Annotated in this window: 16 protein-coding genes; 2 read left to right on the top strand and 14 right to left on the bottom strand. The window is 59.4% G+C overall.

What is annotated here, in order from left to right:
- Nucleotides 1-53: 53 nt before the first annotated feature.
- The 8 genes from menE to M8318_RS15875 all read right to left on the bottom strand — a co-directional run bounded on the left by menE (nt 54) and on the right by M8318_RS15875 (nt 7,990).
- Nucleotides 54-1,421, bottom strand: a complete 1,368-nt coding sequence (menE, locus tag M8318_RS15910) for an o-succinylbenzoate--CoA ligase (RefSeq protein WP_262663483.1) — start codon at nt 1,419-1,421, stop codon at nt 54-56.
- Nucleotides 1,418-2,383, bottom strand: coding sequence for an o-succinylbenzoate synthase (gene menC, locus M8318_RS15905; protein WP_262663482.1), 966 nt, complete (start codon nt 2,381-2,383; stop codon nt 1,418-1,420). The genes menE and menC overlap by 4 nt, the downstream gene beginning before the upstream one ends.
- Nucleotides 2,383-3,240, bottom strand: a complete 858-nt coding sequence (menB, locus tag M8318_RS15900; protein WP_106995413.1) for a 1,4-dihydroxy-2-naphthoyl-CoA synthase — start codon at nt 3,238-3,240, stop codon at nt 2,383-2,385. The genes menC and menB overlap by 1 nt, the downstream gene beginning before the upstream one ends.
- On the bottom strand, nt 3,237-4,013 hold the full coding sequence (menH, locus tag M8318_RS15895; RefSeq protein ID WP_262663481.1) for a 2-succinyl-6-hydroxy-2,4-cyclohexadiene-1-carboxylate synthase: 777 nt from the start codon (nt 4,011-4,013) through the stop codon (nt 3,237-3,239). The genes menB and menH overlap by 4 nt, the downstream gene beginning before the upstream one ends.
- Nucleotides 4,010-5,680, bottom strand: a complete 1,671-nt coding sequence (gene menD / locus M8318_RS15890) for a 2-succinyl-5-enolpyruvyl-6-hydroxy-3-cyclohexene-1-carboxylic-acid synthase (RefSeq protein WP_262663480.1) — start codon at nt 5,678-5,680, stop codon at nt 4,010-4,012. Before menD ends, menH begins: the two co-directional genes overlap by 4 nt.
- A gap of 88 nt (nt 5,681-5,768) precedes the next feature.
- Nucleotides 5,769-7,064 (bottom strand): isochorismate synthase MenF, encoded by a 1,296-nt coding sequence (gene menF / locus M8318_RS15885; RefSeq protein WP_262663479.1) that lies wholly within the window; start codon nt 7,062-7,064, stop codon nt 5,769-5,771.
- A gap of 96 nt (nt 7,065-7,160) precedes the next feature.
- Nucleotides 7,161-7,466, bottom strand: a complete 306-nt coding sequence (gene elaB / locus M8318_RS15880) for a stress response protein ElaB (protein WP_106995417.1) — start codon at nt 7,464-7,466, stop codon at nt 7,161-7,163.
- Nucleotides 7,467-7,528: 62 nt separating this feature from the next.
- Entirely contained in the window at nt 7,529-7,990 is a 462-nt protein-coding gene (locus M8318_RS15875) for a GNAT family N-acetyltransferase (RefSeq protein WP_262663478.1), read from the bottom strand.
- 73 nt (nt 7,991-8,063) lie between these two features.
- Between M8318_RS15875 and rnz the strand changes: the two genes are divergently transcribed.
- On the top strand, nt 8,064-8,981 hold the full coding sequence (rnz, locus tag M8318_RS15870; protein WP_262663477.1) for a ribonuclease Z: 918 nt from the start codon (nt 8,064-8,066) through the stop codon (nt 8,979-8,981).
- Nucleotides 8,982-9,047: 66 nt separating this feature from the next.
- On the top strand, nt 9,048-10,052 hold the full coding sequence (locus tag M8318_RS15865; RefSeq protein WP_262663476.1) for a chemotaxis protein: 1,005 nt from the start codon (nt 9,048-9,050) through the stop codon (nt 10,050-10,052).
- A 100-nt stretch (nt 10,053-10,152) separates the two neighbouring features.
- Here M8318_RS15865 and nuoN read toward each other — a convergent pair whose 3' ends face one another.
- The 6 genes from nuoN to nuoI form a co-directional block, all read right to left on the bottom strand.
- Nucleotides 10,153-11,610, bottom strand: coding sequence for an NADH-quinone oxidoreductase subunit NuoN (nuoN, locus tag M8318_RS15860; protein WP_106996019.1), 1,458 nt, complete (start codon nt 11,608-11,610; stop codon nt 10,153-10,155).
- A gap of 6 nt (nt 11,611-11,616) precedes the next feature.
- Entirely contained in the window at nt 11,617-13,146 is a 1,530-nt protein-coding gene (gene nuoM, locus M8318_RS15855) for an NADH-quinone oxidoreductase subunit M (protein WP_262663475.1), read from the bottom strand.
- 76 nt (nt 13,147-13,222) lie between these two features.
- Complete coding sequence (gene nuoL, locus M8318_RS15850) at nt 13,223-15,064, bottom strand: NADH-quinone oxidoreductase subunit L (RefSeq protein ID WP_261644415.1); 1,842 nt, start codon at nt 15,062-15,064, stop codon at nt 13,223-13,225.
- A complete protein-coding gene (nuoK, locus tag M8318_RS15845; RefSeq protein WP_032612773.1) occupies nt 15,061-15,363 on the bottom strand; it encodes an NADH-quinone oxidoreductase subunit NuoK in 303 nt (100 codons plus the stop codon). The genes nuoL and nuoK overlap by 4 nt, the downstream gene beginning before the upstream one ends.
- Nucleotides 15,360-15,914 carry an NADH-quinone oxidoreductase subunit J gene (gene nuoJ / locus M8318_RS15840; RefSeq protein WP_106996022.1) on the bottom strand — a complete coding sequence of 185 codons (555 nt, stop codon included), beginning with the start codon at nt 15,912-15,914 and terminating at the stop codon, nt 15,360-15,362. The genes nuoK and nuoJ overlap by 4 nt, the downstream gene beginning before the upstream one ends.
- A gap of 11 nt (nt 15,915-15,925) precedes the next feature.
- Complete coding sequence (nuoI, locus tag M8318_RS15835; protein ID WP_225758355.1) at nt 15,926-16,468, bottom strand: NADH-quinone oxidoreductase subunit NuoI; 543 nt, start codon at nt 16,466-16,468, stop codon at nt 15,926-15,928.
- Nucleotides 16,469-16,474: the final 6 nt, after the last annotated feature.

The following is a 16,474-nucleotide window of genomic DNA, read 5'->3' as shown; positions in this document are numbered from 1 at the left end:
AGCGTGCGCTGCAGGTAAGCTTGTTGATTTCCTTTCCCGAGCAGGCTCGCAAATCAGCCTTTCAACGACTGATGAACCCACTGTTGCAGGGCGCGGCGGGAGATCTTAATTCCGCCATTTTTCAGTTCGGCCGGGAGGACCAGCCAGTGCACCGGCTGCTGAAAGCGTGCCAGCTTATCGCCAACCCAGTGTGGCAGTTGCGCGATATCCACTCCCGCTTCGCATTCGACGACCGCCACAGGCCGCTGTCCAAACTCGACGTCATCGAGGGGAACGACATACACCTGACTGACCTGAGGATGGGTGCCGATCACCCGCTCCAGCTCTTCCGGCTGGATCCCTTCCCCACCGCTGAAAAAGAGGTTATCCATGCGACCGAGGATCGTCAGGCGTCCGTCCACTATCTCACCGCGATCGCGGGTGGCAAACCAGCCTTGCGCATTGGCGACGGGGACAAGCTGGCCATCACGCCAGTAGCCGCTGGCCATGCTGGCGGCCTTTAACCACACTTCCCCCTCCACCAGCTTTACTTCCCGGCCTGGCAGCGGATAGCCGACATCCGCCTGACCATCCGCCTCTTTGGCGCAGACCGTGGAGGCAAACTCCGTCAGACCATAGCCGCACCAGCTGCGAATGCCGCGGCTGGCAGCCCGCAGGGTTAACTCCCCCGGGATCGCCGCGCCACCCAGCAGCACCGCTTTTAGCGCCACTTCGTCCTCACCGATGAGCAGGCGCCAGAGCTGCGTCGGCACCAGCGAGGCGTGAGTACAGCCCCGCAGCATCTGCTCCAGAGGCTGTTTTTCACAGACGGTCAGGCGGGCACCCGCCAGCAACCAGCGCCACAGGATCCCCTGCCCGGAGACATGGAACAGCGGCAGGGAGAGCAGCCAGTCATCCTCCCCGGCGTAGGGCAGAAGGGCCAGCACGCCTTCAGCGCTGGCAAGGTGGGCGGCACAGGTGTGCACCGCCGCTTTCGGCAGCCCCGTCGAACCCGACGTTAAGGTCATGGTCGCCAGCCGTTCAGGCTGCCAGGCCGCGCCGGTACTCCCCTGCTGCCGATCCATTTTCAGGGCTGACAGGCTGGCATAACCGCCCTCGCCATTGAGTACCAGCGCAAAGCGCAGCGTCAGGGGCGGGAGCAGGATCTCCACCACGGAACGGGGCAGCTGCGGGTTCACCGGCAGGATCCGCGCCCCGCACTGTAATAGCGCCAGCCACGCCAGCAGCGTGTCGGGATGATTATGCGCCTGCAGCATTACCCCATCCCCCTCCCTTACTCCCTGCTGGACAAAACCGCTCGCCAGCGCATCGATACGCTGGCAGAGTTCGCGCCAGGTCAGGCATTCGCCGTTAAGCCGCAGCGCCGGTTGTTCAGCCTTGCGCGCACACCAGTGCCGCCACGGCCAGTCGGAAAAGGTCATAGCAGCGGCTCCAGCGCCTCGCGATCCCGGCACGGCAAGGTGTTGCCCGGCCACGGACGCAGCAGTTGGGCCTGCATCAGGTTCAGGGTATCCAGGCCGGGAACGGTATCCGGCGTGAACTGCGCGGCAATCCGCGCCAACTGGGTCAGGCCGAGGCTCGACTCAATCGAGGAGCTGATCACTGCCGTTAGCCCGAGGGCGTGGGCCGCTTCTACCTGCTTACGCACCTTCGCGATACTGCCGGTGAGGGTGGGTTTGATCACCACCGCGCGAACGCCGGGCTCGGCAACCCATTCGAAATCGTCTTCGCGCAGGCTTTCATCCCAGGCGATGGCGATCCCCGTCTCCCGGGCAAATGCCAGCGAGTCCGCCCGCGTTTTGCAGGGCTCCTCGAGAAAGGCAATGCGGTCCCGGTAGACCGGGTTCACATACTTCGCAAACTGCTGCGCTTTCAGTGGGGTCCAGGCGCGGTTGGCATCAAGGCGCAGACGCAGATCCGGAATAGCCTCCAGCAGCAGATTCGCCACCATGCCGTCGCGCACCGCTTCGTACAGACCCACCTTGATCTTCGCCACCTTCTCGCCCGGCATAGCGGCGAGCACGGCAAAAAGTTCGTCAGGATCCCCGGTGCAGAGCGGCGCCGCACGATAGTCAGCCGCTTCCGGCAGGGAACCCTCGAGCTCCGCCAGGGCGCAGCTGATGCCAAAATCCACCGCAGGCAGACCGGGCAGCAGAGGCGCTTCGCCATCGCGCCAGGCGAGGGTCCACGCCCGAAGGGCGGCTTCGGCCTCCCCCAGCGATTCGCGGCTGAAGCCCGGCAGAGGGGAGACTTCTCCCCACCCCTGCCGATCGCCCTGCTGCAGATGAACGAACAGACCGTCACGGGTTTTTAACCGCCGTTCGCGCAGCACCACACCCGCGTCCATCGGTAGATGCCAGCGGTAGATCTGTACGCTGCGCATTACGGATTCCGTTTGTATTTACTGAAGTCCGGCTGACGCTTCTCGTTGAAGGCGTTACGTCCTTCCTGACCCTCTTCGGTCATGTAGAACAGCATGGTGGCATTGCCCGCCAGCTCCTGCAGCCCAGCCTGGCCGTCGCAATCGGCGTTCAGCGCCGCTTTCAGGCAGCGCAGCGCCATCGGACTGTTTTGCAGCATCTCACGGCACCAGCGCACGGTCTCTTTTTCCAGGTCGGCAATCGGCACCACGGTGTTAACCAGGCCCATATCCAGCGCTTCCTGAGCGTTGTACTGACGGCACAGGAACCAGATCTCACGCGCTTTTTTCTGACCGACGATGCGGGCCATGTAGGAGGCACCCCAGCCGCCGTCGAAGGAGCCGACTTTCGGGCCGGTCTGGCCGAAGATGGCATTCTCTGCGGCAATCGTCAGGTCGCACATCATGTGCAGCACGTGGCCCCCGCCGATGGAGAAGCCAGCAACCATCGCCACCACCGGTTTCGGGCAGGTGCGGATCTGGCGCTGGAAGTCGAGCACGTTCAGGTGGTGTACGCCGGAGTCATCCTGGTATCCGCCGTAATCGCCGCGCACTTTCTGATCGCCCCCGGCGCAGAAGGCTTTTTCGCCTTCCCCGGTGAGAACAATCACGCCGATGTTGTCGTCGTAACGGGCATCCGCCAGAGCATTGATCATCTCCTTGACGGTGACCGGACGAAACGCATTACGCACTTCGGGACGGTTGATGGTGATTTTGGCGATGCCGTCCGCCGATTTGTGGTAACGAATGTCGGTGTAACCTTCGGAGCAGTCCTGCCATTCCACCGGTGCGTAGAGCATGTTTTCATCAGGGTAGATCATAGAGTGTCCTTTATGGGTAGACGGAGTATCTGAGCCAGACGCTCGGCCACCGCATCGGGATTTTCCCGATGGGCGTTATGTCCGGCATGGGAAATTTGATGGCCTGTCGCGGGCAGTTCCCGGGCAATCGCCCTGAACTTCTCATCCCGCTCGCCATACATATAGAAAAAAGGGGTCACGCCCTCAGCGAGCGCAGGCCGTAAATCGGGTTGTTCGGCCAGGGAAGTTGCCTGCAACATCGCGGCCAGGGTCGCGCCGTTGTTGCGGCTGCGCAGGGCCACCAGCGCCTGACGCTGCACGTCGGTTAACGAAGCGAAGACCGGCTGTTGATACCAGTCGGCAAACACCACCTCTAAGGGTTCATGCCGAAAACGCGCGGCCCAATGGGCATCTGAGGCGCGGCGGCTTACCCTTTCCTGGTCATCTCGTAACCCCGGATGCGCCCCTTCAACAATCAGCCCCTGCAGCCCTTTTGGGCACTGGCAGGCGTGATACATCGCAATGCGGCCGCCGAGGGAGTACCCCACCAGCCAGTAAGTTAGTATGTTGTAACTAATAAGGGTGCGATTCAGCAGACGACTCATATCGCTGAAATCACTCACCGCAATGGACGCCGATTCGCCATGTCCCGGCAGATCGAGATACAGCCGGGGATAGTCACCCAGCCTCTCTCCTGCCAGCTGCCATTCACGGCGATCGCCGGAAAAGCCGTGCAGGAACACCAGCCAGGGTTTTCCTGGCGCGCCGGCGCAGTGCGTCCCCTGCAGGATCATAGATGGCTTACCTGCGCCAGCAGGCTCTGCAGCATCTGCGCGCCGTCGCTGTCGTTAACCACCACTTCGATAAGCGTTGCGCGAGGTTTGCTCCACGCCGTATTCAGGGCGGTCTCCAGCTCGGCCCAGTTCGTCGGGCGCTGATAGCGGAGGCTGAACATCGCCGCGGCATGTTCAAACTGCACGTTCTGCGGCATCAGATAGAAGCGCTCCCGCTCACTCTGGGGTGTCGGCAGCAGGGAGAAAATCTGCCCGCCGTTATTGTTAATCACCAGCAGCACAAAGGGCGCCGAGGCCTGGCGTAACAGCGCCAGGGCGTTGAGATCGTATAGCGCCGACAGATCGCCGACAATAGCCAGCGTCGGCCGGGCGTTGGCGCGCTGGACGCCAGCTGCGGTGGAGATCAGCCCGTCAATGCCGCTGGCACCCCGGTTACTGAAGACCGGATAGCCTGCCGGCAGGCGTGAAAGCGCATCAATCAGACGCACCACCAGACTGTTGCCGACAAACAGCTGCCCCTGTTCGGGCAGATAGCGACGAATCTGGTGCGCCAGCTGCGCCTCGCCAAACGCTTCGCTGTGTTGCGCCGTCAACTGCCAGGCCTGGCGGGAAAGCTCCGGGATCGCCGCGGCCCAGGGGGCGCGTTTTTCCGCCGGATGCAGTTCCAGCCAGTCGGCCACGTTTGACACCAGCCGACGACCGCGATGGTGGGCTGGATCCAGCCGACCTTCCCGCGGGTCCACCAGCCAGTACTCTTCCGGCGTGCAGGTGGCCTGCCACTGCAGCAGCCGTTTCCCCGTCAGACTGCCCCCCAGTTGGACCACAATCTGCGCCTGTTCCAGCTCGGTGACGGCTTTCGCATTGCCGAGCCACAGATCGGCACACGGCAGCGGCTGCCCGGTCTGGGAGAGTACGTCGCCAATCAGTGGCCAGCCGAGGGTTTGCGCCCACTCCGCCGCCCGTTTTCCTTCCGCAGCGCTCATCCGGCCTGCGAGCACCACGCCGCGTTTTTGCCGCCAGAAGAACCAGTCGCGCTGTTTAGGGCTTGAGAGTTCTGCCGGGGCGCTCAGCCAGGGTTTATCGCTCCGCCACCAGTCGCCCAGCGCCTGCTGCCAGCCGATATCGGTATCGTCCATTTCGCCATACAGCGGCTCGGCAAAAGGACAGTTAATGTGCAGCGCGCCCGCACGCAGCGCGCCCAGGGCATTATCCACCGTGGAAACCAGCCAGCGAGCGGGAATGTCCCGGGTCGGGCGCGGCAGGGAGAGCGTTTCCGTGGGGTGAGAGGCAAAAAGCCCCGGCTGGCGAATGGCCTGGTTTGCGCCGCAGTCGATCAGCTCCGGGGGACGATCTGCCGTCAGCAGGACCAGTTTTTCACCGGTCAGCCCGGCCTCAATCAGTGCCGGATAGAGGTTCGCCACCGCCGTACCGGAGGTGACAATCACCGCCACCGGGGCGTTACTGGCTTTTGCCAGCCCCAGCGCCAGATGCCCAAGACCGCGCTCATCAAAATGAGTGTGATGAATAAAGGCGCGGTTCTCCGCAGCAGCCAGGGTCAGCGGCGTTGAACGCGAGCCGGGTGCGATGCAAACGTGCCTGACGCCATGGCGGGTCAGGGCTTCAAGGATCACCGCCGCCCAGCGCCGGTTAAAGGAACTCACTGACATGGAATTGTCCGGTATCAATATTACGACGTAGTATAAATAATAGGAAAAGATGTAATTTTGATATGAGTCGGGTAAGTACGACTCAGTATTAATCCTTTAGGAGCAGAGAGCGCAGTCCGGCGGCTTTATTTTCAATCTCCTGCCACTCCTGCTCCGGGTCGGAACCACTGACGATCCCCGCCCCGGCGTACAGGCGCACGCAGCTCCCCTGTACGCTTGCCGAGCGCAACGCCACGCAGAACTCGCTTTGCGCTAATGACAGATATCCTGCGGAACCGGCATACCACTCCCGATCGAAAGGTTCATTGCGGGCAATAAACTCCCACGCAATGTGTCGCGGCAGACCGGCGACGGCCGCGGTAGGTTGCAACCGCATCAGGCACTGTTCATCGTCCGGCTGTTGCAGCTCGGTCCAGATACAGCGGCGTAAATGCTGGACCTTACGCAAGCGCACAATTTGCGGCGGCAGGACGTCAAGCACCCCGCCATCGCGCTGCAGGCGCTGGCAGATATCCTCCACCACCAGCATATTTTCGCGCTGATTTTTATCGTCATGCATCAGCCAGTCGCCCAGGTGGGCGGCCTGTGCATCATCCGGATGGCTGGCGACCGTACCGGCCAGCGCCTCGGTGCGCAGCAGGGTTCCGCGTCGCCGCCACAGTCGTTCCGGCGACGAACCGAGAAACGCGTTGCTGGCATCAAAACGGATAAAAAAGTGGTAGCACTGGAAATTGACCCGACGGCTGGCGGCCATCAGGGCGGCAGGGTTGACCGGCTGGCTGAACTGCAGATCCGTTGCCCGGGCCAGCACTACTTTATCGAACTCCCTCCGGGCAATGGCGTCGGTTGCCCGGGTGACCAACGCCAGCCAGGCGGATTTCTCAGGCCGCTGGGTTTCGCTCACTACCGGCTGGACAACCGCGTCAACGGGCTGGCTCTCCTGGAGGGAGCATATGAATTCGCGCGCGCATTGCGCATCATTTTTCAGCGAGGTGGCGCTGCAGAGGATCAGCCGCAGCGTCGCGGTTCCGCCGTGGCGTTGCCACAACAGACGCGGCAGGAACAGGTTGCCCTTCTGCGGATCGAATGCATTCACACCCACCGCCCGAAGGTCAGGAGAGTACGGATAACGCTGCAAAAAATGGCGGGCGGCAGAGAGAGAGGAGAAGTGTTTGGTCGCGCCCAGCGCGGCGTACTCTTCATCGCCGTTACGCTGCTGCCAGTAGAACTGAGGAAAAATCTGCTGGGCATTCAGCCAGGCGAGAGGGTCAAACGCGTCGTTGAGCGCAAAGGAGACATCAAGGTGATGCAGACCAGGCGCATCAGGAAAATCGTCTGCTAACTGGTGCCAAAGACCTGCCAGTGCGGTGGAAATCGAGTGCACGCGAACTTCTCCCGGCTCAAAAACCTCACATTATACGGGGTAGTTGCCTGAAAAAGCAGTACCCACGATTTGGCAGGGAGAAGCGTGCGTGTTGAATTAACGGCGGGCGAGCAGCAGACCGAGCACCAGACCGGCGGCGGCACCTACTCCAATACCCTGCCATGGTTTTTCACGGACATAATCGTCTGCACGATAGACCGCTTTTTTAGCGCGATAATAGTAAGTATCCGACGCATGGCTCACGCGCGTCTTCACGTCGTGAAGCGCCTGTTCGGCACGCGCCTTCAGCTCAATGTACTTTTGATCGGCCGGATCGCCTGAAGAACGAAGGACTTCTTCCAGCGTTTCACTTAACAGCGTCAGATCATCATCAACATGCGTTTCCGAAGATTGGAAGGACATAGTTTTCTCCTTGTGGTTGCATCAGTCCGCTAACTATAGACAATCCCTGCCGATTCTGCCTGCTACGCTTGTTCCGTCTCTTTGGCCATTCCGATATGCGGGATGCCATCTTCATCGTAGATATCGGTCACCGGCGCAAAGCCAAAATGGGCATAAAACGCCTGCAAATGCGCCTGTGCACCCAGGTATAACGCCTTGTTCGGCCAGTGCTTTTCGCAGGAGCGCAGCGTTTGCTCCATCAGGGTATAACCCAGTTTTTCGCCCCGGGCCTGACCGCTGACAATCACCCGGCCAATCACAACGGGGGAAAAATCGTCGTCGCTTTTCAGAATCCTCGCATAAGCCACCAGCTGGTTATCTTTCCAGCCGAGGATATGGCGGTTCTCACCCACCAGGTCGTCGCCGTCTATGTCCTGGTAAGGGCAGTTTTGTTCCATCACAAAGACGTCGCAGCGCAGCTGAAGTAAAACGTAGAGAACAGGAACGGTCAGCTCGCTATGGTGCAGATCTTGCCACTGGATCATCAGGGTCTCCTTATCGTGTCGGTAGCCGTTATACTAATGACTTTTCGTCCCCGGCACAGAGGCTGAATGCATTATGGAGCTGCTTTTTTTAGGAACATCCGCTGGCGTGCCGACCCGTACGCGCAACGTCACCTCAATTCTGCTGGATTTACAGCACCCGACCCGCGGCGGATTGTGGATGTTTGACTGCGGCGAAGGGACCCAGCACCAGCTGCTGCGCACCGCCAGCCATCCCGGCAAGCTGGATAAAATTTTCATTACCCATCTGCATGGCGATCACCTTTTTGGTCTGCCGGGGCTGCTGTGCAGCCGCTCGATGGCGGGCAATATCCATCCGCTGACTATTTACGGCCCATCCGGCATCCGTGAGTTTGTCGAAACAAGCCTGCGCATCAGCGGATCCTGGACCGATTATCCCCTCGAGATTGTCGAGATAAGCGCCGGGGTGGTGTTCAGCGATGAGGCATATACCGTGACCGCCGCGGCGATGAATCACCCTGTGGAGTGTTACGGCTATCGCATTGAGGAACACGATAAACCCGGCGCGCTGGATGGCGCAGCGCTGGTTGCCGCCGGGGTGCCTTTTGGCCCGCTGTTCCAGCAGCTGAAGCGCGGGGAACGCATCACGCTCGACGATGGACGGACGATCGATGGCGCAGACTATCTCTCCCCGCCCCGCCCGGGCAAGAAGCTGGCTATTTTCGGCGATACCGCCCCCTGCGAGAGCGCCCTCGCGCTGGCTCAGGGTGTCGATCTCTTGGTGCATGAGGCCACGCTTGAGGCCGCGATGGAGGAGAAGGCCAACAGCCGCGGTCACAGTTCAACGCGTCAGGTGGCCAGGCTTGCCTGCGACGCGCAGGTCAAGAAACTGGTCATTACCCATGTCAGCTCCCGCTATGACGCAGAGGGCTGCGCCATGCTGCTGGCAGAGTGCCGCGCCCTGTTTGCCGACTGTCAGCTGGCAGAAGATTTTGCCGCGATGCGTGTTTAATGCTCTGGTTTTCCCCGAGTCTGCCGATAACCCCTAACAGGCAGGTATTTTTCACTCGAGGGTAGAATGGATAATTTCCAGAAAGACATTGATGACAGGGCAAATCTGACCCTGTCGAACCGTTTTGAGCTGTTGCTGTTCCGTCTCGGCACCTCAATGAACGAAAACAAATCTGAGCTGTTCGGCATCAACGTCTTTAAGCTTCGCGAGATTGTGCCTATGCCAGCGTTCACCAAACCGGCGGGCATGAAGTCACCCCTGATGGGGATGGTTAATATTCGTGACCAGGTGATCCCGGTCATTGACCTCGCCGCCGTGGCAGGCTGCAAGCCGACAACGGGTCTGAACATTCTGCTGATCACCGAGTATGCCCGCAGCGTGCAGGCTTTTGCCGTCGAGTCGGTCGAAAACATTATGCGACTGGACTGGAAGCAGGTGCACGCAGCGGAAACCGCGGTCAGCGGACGCTACATCACCAGCATTGCCTGTCTGGACGAGAAGACCGATACCAACGATCTGGCGATGGTGCTGGACGTGGAGCAGATCCTGTATGACATCACCCCGGCCAATCACGACCTGCATGCCACCGACCTGAAGACCACCCAGTTCAACATCAAGCCGGGTGCCGTGGCGATTGTGGCGGAAGACTCCAAAGTGGCGCGCTCGATGCTGGAGAAAGGCTTGCAGGCGATGGCGATCCCGGCGCTGATGCATATCACTGGCAAAGAGGCGTGGGAGAAGATTGGCGTTCTCGCGGCACAGGCTCAGGCGGAAGGAGTGCCGATCACCGATAAGATCGCCCTGGTGCTGACCGACCTCGAGATGCCGGAGATGGACGGCTTTACCCTGACGCGCAAAATCAAAACCGATGCGATCCTGAAAGACATTCCGGTCGTGATCCACTCTTCCCTGTCCGGCAACGCCAACGAAGACCATATCCGTAAGGTGAAAGCCGATGGCTATGTGGCGAAGTTTGAACTGAACGAGTTGTCATCGGTGATTGAAGAGGTGCTGGAGCGTTCAACGAAGAAGATTGATGGGCCGTTGATTAGTCGTAAGCAGCTGGCCTGATGCCCGGCGGCGCTTCGCTTGCACGGGCCTACGATCGTAGGCCGGGTAAGCGCAGGGCCACCCGGCAATAAAAAACCCGCCGAGGCGGGTTTTTTGTTTTCTACATCAGCGGCATCGCGTGCTGCACGATGGTAATCAGCGGCTGCGGATAGATACCGAAGATCAGTACCAGCAGCGCAGAGATCAGCACCACAATACCACCGGCGCTGTACTGCCAGTTGCCTGGCGCATCGCGGTTGAGCTGCTGAGGTGCGCTCAGGTACAGGCTCACGGCAACGCGCAGGTAGTAGTAGAGACCAATCGCGGAGCCGATAACGACACCCGCCGTCAGCCACCACAGACCCGCCTGCACACCCACGGCCAGCACGTAGAACTTACCGATAAAGCCGAGCGTCATCGGGATACCCGCCAGGGAGAGCATCATCACCGTCATCACCGCAGAGAGGATCGGACGGTGCCAGAACAGACCACGGTAGGAGAACAGTGAATCCGCATCCGGGCCACGGTACGGGCTGGACATCAGGCTTACCACGCCGAACGCGCCAAGGCTGCTGAACAGATAACCGGCCAGGTAAACGCCCACGGTTTCCATCGACATGGAGCCGCTTTGCAGCGCAATCAGCGCCACCAGCAGATAGCCCAGGTGCGAGATGGAGGAGTAACCGAGCAGACGCTTGATATTGGTCTGGCTCAGCGCCATCAGGTTACCGAAGATGATGGAGACAAAGGCAATAATACCCAGCACCACCCGCACCGCTTCGCTCTCGCCTACCGGTGCGTACAGGAACAGACGCATCACCACGCCGAAGATAGCGATTTTGCTCGCCGTCGCCAGGAAAGTGGATACCGGTGCCGGCGCGCCCTGGTAAACGTCTGGCGTCCACAGGTGGAACGGCACCAGAGAGAGTTTAAAGCCGAGGCCAACAATCATCATGCCCAGACCCGCCAGCAGCAGCGGCTCGTGCAGCATGCCGTCGCCGAGGCTCTTACCGAGCGCCATGAAGGAGAGGTTCCCGGACTGAGCATAGATCAGCGCAATACCGAACAGCAGGAAGGACGACGCAGCAGCAGACAGGATCGTGTACTTGATACTCGCTTCCAGAGAGCGCTTCTGACGGAAAGCATAACCAATCAGGCCGAACAGCGGCAGAGAGATCAGCTCAATACCGAGGAACAGCGCCGCCAGATGGTTCGCATTCGCCAGCAGAATACCACCGAGGGCGGCAATCAGAACCAGCAGATAAAACTCTTCTCTGTTGTCGTTGTAGCCTTCCAGCCACGGGTAAGCAAAGGTACAGGTCGCCAGACTGGCTAACAGCACCAGCCCGGTGTACAGCATGGCGAAGCCGTCAACGCGCATCAGCGGAGTGACATCCATCGCCCCCGCCTGGCCAACAAACCAGAGGGAGACTAACGCAGCGTTCAGACCCAGAACCGCCAGCGTGGCATTCAGGAAGTGATTGCGTCGCCACGCAATGGAGAGCATCACAACCACCACCGTCAATCCGACGATCAGCAGCGGTAGCAGCGCAATCAGTTGTTGTGGAGTTATTGTCATGGCGATTTACGGCCTTGTAGTAGAAGCAGAATTAACAAACCACTGCTGGATGTTACCCATCGCGGAGTGCGAGGTATCCAGAATCGGCTGCGGATAGAAGCCCAGCAGCACCAGCAGTACGACCAGCAGCAGGATGATGAACAGCTCGCGCAGCGACATCCCCGGCAGCTCTTTGGCAGCGATTTCACTCTTCGCTTTACCGAAGTAAGCGCGGTGCAACATCGCCAGCGAGTAAACCGAAGCGAACACCAGACCGAAGGTCGAGACCACGGTGATCACCGGCACCACTTTAAAGCTGCCGAACAGGATCATGAATTCGCCGACGAAGTTACCGGTGCCCGGCATCCCCAGGGTAGCCACCGCGAAGAACATCGACATCGCTGGCAGCCATTTCATTTTGCTCCACAGGCCACCCATCTGACGCATGTCACGGGTATGCAGACGTTCATACAGCTGTCCGCACAGGATGAAGAGACCGGCTGCGGACAGGCCGTGGGCAATCATCTGGATCACCGCCCCCTGGTACGCCAGCTGGCTACCGGTGTAGATAGCAATCAGCACGAAGCCCATGTGGGAGACGGAGGTGTAGGCAATCAGACGCTTAATATCGTACTGGGTGAAGGCCATCCAGGCCCCGTAGAAGATACCGATCACACCGAGCCACATGGCAATCGGGGCGAACTCTGCGGAGGCATTCGGGAACAGCGGCAGGGCGAAACGCAGCAGGCCATAGGCTGCGGTTTTCAGCAGGATACCCGCCAGGTCAACGGAACCGGCCGTTGGTGCCTGGGAGTGCGCATCCGGCAGCCAGCCGTGCAGTGGCACCACCGGCATTTTCACCGCAAACGCGATGAAGAAGCCCAGCATCAGCAGATATTCAACGCCGTGGGACATCGGGGTCTTCAGCAGGTCCTGATAGTTGAAGGTCCAGACGCCGGTCGCGTCGTAGTGCACGAACACCAGCGCCAGGATGGCAATCAACATCACCAGACCACTCGCCTGGGTGTAGATGAAGAACTTGGTTGCCGCCGTGATACGCGTTTTACCGTCGGACGCCTTATGGCCCCACAGCGCGATCAGGAAGTACATCGGCACCAGCATCATCTCCCAGAAGAAGAAGAACAGGAACATGTCGATGGCAAGGAACACGCCGATAACGCCGCCCAGGATCCACATCAGGTTCAGGTGGAAGAAGCCCTGGTATTTTTCGATTTCTCGCCAGGAGCACAGTACCGCCAGAACGCCGAGCAGACCGGTCAGCACCACCATCAGCAGCGACAGACCATCAATCGCCAGGTGAATGGTGATACCGAAACGCGGGATCCACGGCAGAATGAATTCAGACTGCCACTGCGGAATACCTGCGGACTGGGTCAGAGAGTAGCCGCCCTGCAACCAGAGTTGCAGGCCAAGCGCAAGCGTCAATCCCATGGTGATCAGCGCAATCCAGCGCGGCATCTTCACGCCAAAGCGTTCGGTCTGCCAGCACAGGAACCCACCGATAAAGGGAATTAATATTAGCCAGGGTAGTAACATGGCGATTTGCATTCCTTTTTAAGGCCCCCGGAAGGGGCCTGATTTTCAACGAATTCGAATTAAATTCACTTAACGATCAACGCAACACCATCAGCAGCGCCAGCACCACAACCGCACCGATGCTCATGGACGCCACATACCAGCGCAGATACCCGTTCTCGCTGAACAGCAGGCCTTTACCTGCAAAGCGGGAGAGGATTGCCGGGGTGTTCATCAGTGAGTTCAGCGGATCGCGTTTAATCAGCCACGCAATGCCGAGGAAAGGTTTCACGAAGATCATGTCGTACAGCCAGTCGAAGCCCCACGCGTTGTACCACCAGGTGCCCAGCAGACGGCCCGGCGCACTGTTGGCAACGGCAGTTACCAGCGTACGTTTACCGAGCCACAGCCATGCAGCAATCAGGATGCCCGCAATAGCGACCACACCCGAGGTGATTTCAAGCGTCAGAACGCGACCGTGCTCAAGCTCGGTAGTGTCTGGCAGTACGCCCTGCAGCGGTGGCACAATCATCGCGCCAACGAAGGTGGAGAGTACCAGCAGCACAATCAGCGGCAGGTGGTGGGTGATCCCCTTCCCTGCGTGAGCGTGAATTTGTTCTTTACCGTGGAAGACGATGAAAATCATACGGAAGGTATACAGAGAGGTCATGAATGCACCGACCAGACCCGCAACCATCAGATTGATATGACCATTTGCCATGGCGCCCGCAAGGATTTCGTCCTTACTGAAGAAGCCCGCGGTGATCAGCGGCAGTGCCGCCAGCGCCGCGCCGCCCACCAGGAAGCAGACGTAAACCAGCGGAATGGATTTGCGCAGACCGCCCATCTTGAAGATGTTCTGCTCATGGTGGCAGGCGAGGATCACCGAACCGGACGAGAGGAACAGCAGCGCTTTAAAGAACGCATGCGTCATCAGATGGAAAATCGCCGCATCCCACGCCTGGACGCCCAGGGCCAGGAACATGTAGCCGATCTGGCTCATGGTGGAGTAAGCGAGAACGCGTTTGATGTCGGTTTGCACCAGCGCAGCAAAGCCTGCCAGCACCAGCGTTACCGCACCTACGATACCCACCAGATGCAGGATTTCCGGGGTCATCAGGAACAGACCGTGGGTACGCGCAATCAGGTAAACACCAGCGGTAACCATGGTCGCGGCGTGGATCAGCGCGGAGACAGGGGTTGGACCCGCCATCGCGTCAGCAAGCCAGGTCTGCAACGGCAGCTGTGCGGATTTACCCACAGCACCACCCAGCAGCATCAGGGTTGCCCACCACAGCATGTTGTTGCCTGCTTCGAAGTGCGCTGGCGCCAGTTCCACCATTTCGCGGAAGTTCAGCGTGCCCAGTTCGTTGTAGAGAATGAACAGTGCGAAGGCGAGGAAGACGTCACCCACACGGGTCACGACGAACGCTTTCATGGCCGCTGCGCCATTCTTCGGATCGGTGTAGTAGAAACCGATCAGCAGGTAAGAACAGAGACCTACGCCTTCCCAGCCGAGATACATCAGCAGCAGGTTATCGGCCAGCACCAGAACCACCATGCTGGCGATAAACAGGTTGGTGTAGGCGAAGAAGCGGGAGTAACCCTCTTCACCGCGCATATACCAGGAGGCGAACATGTGGATCAGGAAGCCCACGCCGGTCACCACGGAGAGCATGGTCAGAGAGAGACCATCCAGCACCAGGTTGAAACCGATGTTGAAATCACCGACCGACATCCAGGTCCACAGCGGCACGCTGTAGGCCTGACGTCCGTTACTGAAGAAGTCGATACCCGCATACGCTGTCACCAGCGCAGCCAGACCGATTGAGCCCATCCCGATGGTTGCAGACAGATTCTCAGACCAGCGGCCGCGAGAAAACGCCAGCAGCAGGAAGCCGATCAGCGGAAAAATAATGGTTAAGGCAAGCATGTTCATCCACGCAACTCACTTACTGAATCGATGTTCAGGTTCTGGCGGCGACGGTGGAGCTGCAGTAACAGCGCCAGGCCAATACTCGCTTCGGCAGCCGCAAGGCTGATGGCGAGAATGTACATCACCTGACCATCGGTCTGGCCCCAGTAGCTACCGGCGACCACAAAGGCCAGCGCGGCAGCGTTGATCATGATCTCCAGGCCAATCAGCATAAACAGCAGATTGCGCCGGATAACCAGACCGGTTAAGCCCAGCACGAATAAAATCGCTGCGAGGATCAGTCCATGTTGTAAAGGGATCATGCGCGTTCCTCCGTTTTTCTTTTCGCGCTGTCGTCCTTGCGGTTGCTCAGCACCTCGCCAGCACGCTCTTCACGACCGACGTGGAATGCCACGACCAGGCCTGCCAGCAGTAGCATCGAGGCCAGTTCAACCGCCAGTACGTATGGCCCGAACAGGGTGATACCCACCGCTTTGGCGCTGATTGGCGTACCGTCGATACCCTGGTCGTTAACGCCCAGAATGGCGTAAACGATCACCGCCAGCATGATGGCCGACAGAATTGCCGGACCAATCCACACCTGCGGTTTCAGCCACTGACGTTCCTGTTCGATTTCCGAGCCGCCGAGGTTCAGCATCATCACCACGAAGACGAACAGAACCATAATGGCCCCGGCGTAAACGATGATTTCAAGCGCACCCGCAAAGTGTGCGCCCAGCGCAAAGAACACCCCGGAGATGGCCAGCAGCGAAATGATTAAATAGAGCAGCGCATGCACCGGGTTGGTGTGCGTAATCACTCGCAGCGTAGCCAGGATGGCGATCAGGCCACAGATATAAAAAGCGAATTCCATTGCCCCTCTCCTTACGGTAACAGGCTCTTGACGTCGATAGGCTTGGCTTCGTTCTCTGCTTCGCCCTTATCTTTGCCGTCGATTGCCATACCCGCCATCCGGTAGAAGTTATATTCCGGGTATTTGCCCGGACCGGAAATCAGCAGATCCTCTTTTTCGTACACCAGATCCTGACGCTTGTATTCGCCCAGCTCGAAGTCCGGGGTCAACTGAATCGCCGTGGTCGGGCACGCTTCTTCACACAGACCGCAGAAGATGCAGCGTGAGAAGTTGATGCGGAAGAACTCCGGGTACCAGCGACCGTCTACCGTCTCGGCTTTTTGCAGAGAGATACAGCCCACCGGACAGGCTACCGCACACAGGTTACAGGCAACGCAGCGCTCCGAACCGTCCGGGTCGCGCGTCAGCACGATACGGCCACGGTAGCGCGGCGGCAGATATACCGGCTCTTCCGGGTACATCCGGGTTTCGCGTTTGGCAAACGCGTGCAGGCCGATCATCCAGATGCTGCGCAACTGGGTGCCGGTGCCTACCAAAATTTCTTTTAAGGTCATGGTCTA

Source organism: Leclercia tamurae, assembly GCF_025566055.1.
GTDB classification, from domain to species: Bacteria; Pseudomonadota; Gammaproteobacteria; order Enterobacterales; family Enterobacteriaceae; genus Enterobacter; species Enterobacter tamurae.
The sequence above is the reverse complement of the archived record's forward strand: the minus strand, read 5'-3'. Positions and strand labels throughout refer to the sequence as shown.

Coding starts and splice junctions, on each gene's coding strand:
- menE (WP_262663483.1), bottom strand. CDS start 1,421: ATGACCTTTTCCGACTGGCCGTGGCGGCACTGGTGTGCGCGCAAGGCT.
- menC (WP_262663482.1), bottom strand. CDS start 2,383: ATGCGCAGCGTACAGATCTACCGCTGGCATCTACCGATGGACGCGGGT.
- menB (WP_106995413.1), bottom strand. CDS start 3,240: ATGATCTACCCTGATGAAAACATGCTCTACGCACCGGTGGAATGGCAG.
- menH (WP_262663481.1), bottom strand. CDS start 4,013: ATGATCCTGCAGGGGACGCACTGCGCCGGCGCGCCAGGAAAACCCTGG.
- menD (WP_262663480.1), bottom strand. CDS start 5,680: ATGTCAGTGAGTTCCTTTAACCGGCGCTGGGCGGCGGTGATCCTTGAA.
- elaB (WP_106995417.1), bottom strand. CDS start 7,466: ATGTCCTTCCAATCTTCGGAAACGCATGTTGATGATGATCTGACGCTG.
- M8318_RS15875 (WP_262663478.1), bottom strand. CDS start 7,990: ATGATCCAGTGGCAAGATCTGCACCATAGCGAGCTGACCGTTCCTGTT.
- rnz (WP_262663477.1), top strand. CDS start 8,064: ATGGAGCTGCTTTTTTTAGGAACATCCGCTGGCGTGCCGACCCGTACG.
- M8318_RS15865 (WP_262663476.1), top strand. CDS start 9,048: ATGGATAATTTCCAGAAAGACATTGATGACAGGGCAAATCTGACCCTG.
- nuoN (WP_106996019.1), bottom strand. CDS start 11,610: ATGACAATAACTCCACAACAACTGATTGCGCTGCTACCGCTGCTGATC.
- nuoM (WP_262663475.1), bottom strand. CDS start 13,146: ATGTTACTACCCTGGCTAATATTAATTCCCTTTATCGGTGGGTTCCTG.
- nuoL (WP_261644415.1), bottom strand. CDS start 15,064: ATGAACATGCTTGCCTTAACCATTATTTTTCCGCTGATCGGCTTCCTG.
- nuoK (WP_032612773.1), bottom strand. CDS start 15,363: ATGATCCCTTTACAACATGGACTGATCCTCGCAGCGATTTTATTCGTG.
- nuoJ (WP_106996022.1), bottom strand. CDS start 15,914: ATGGAATTCGCTTTTTATATCTGTGGCCTGATCGCCATCCTGGCTACG.
- nuoI (WP_225758355.1), bottom strand. CDS start 16,468: ATGACCTTAAAAGAAATTTTGGTAGGCACCGGCACCCAGTTGCGCAGC.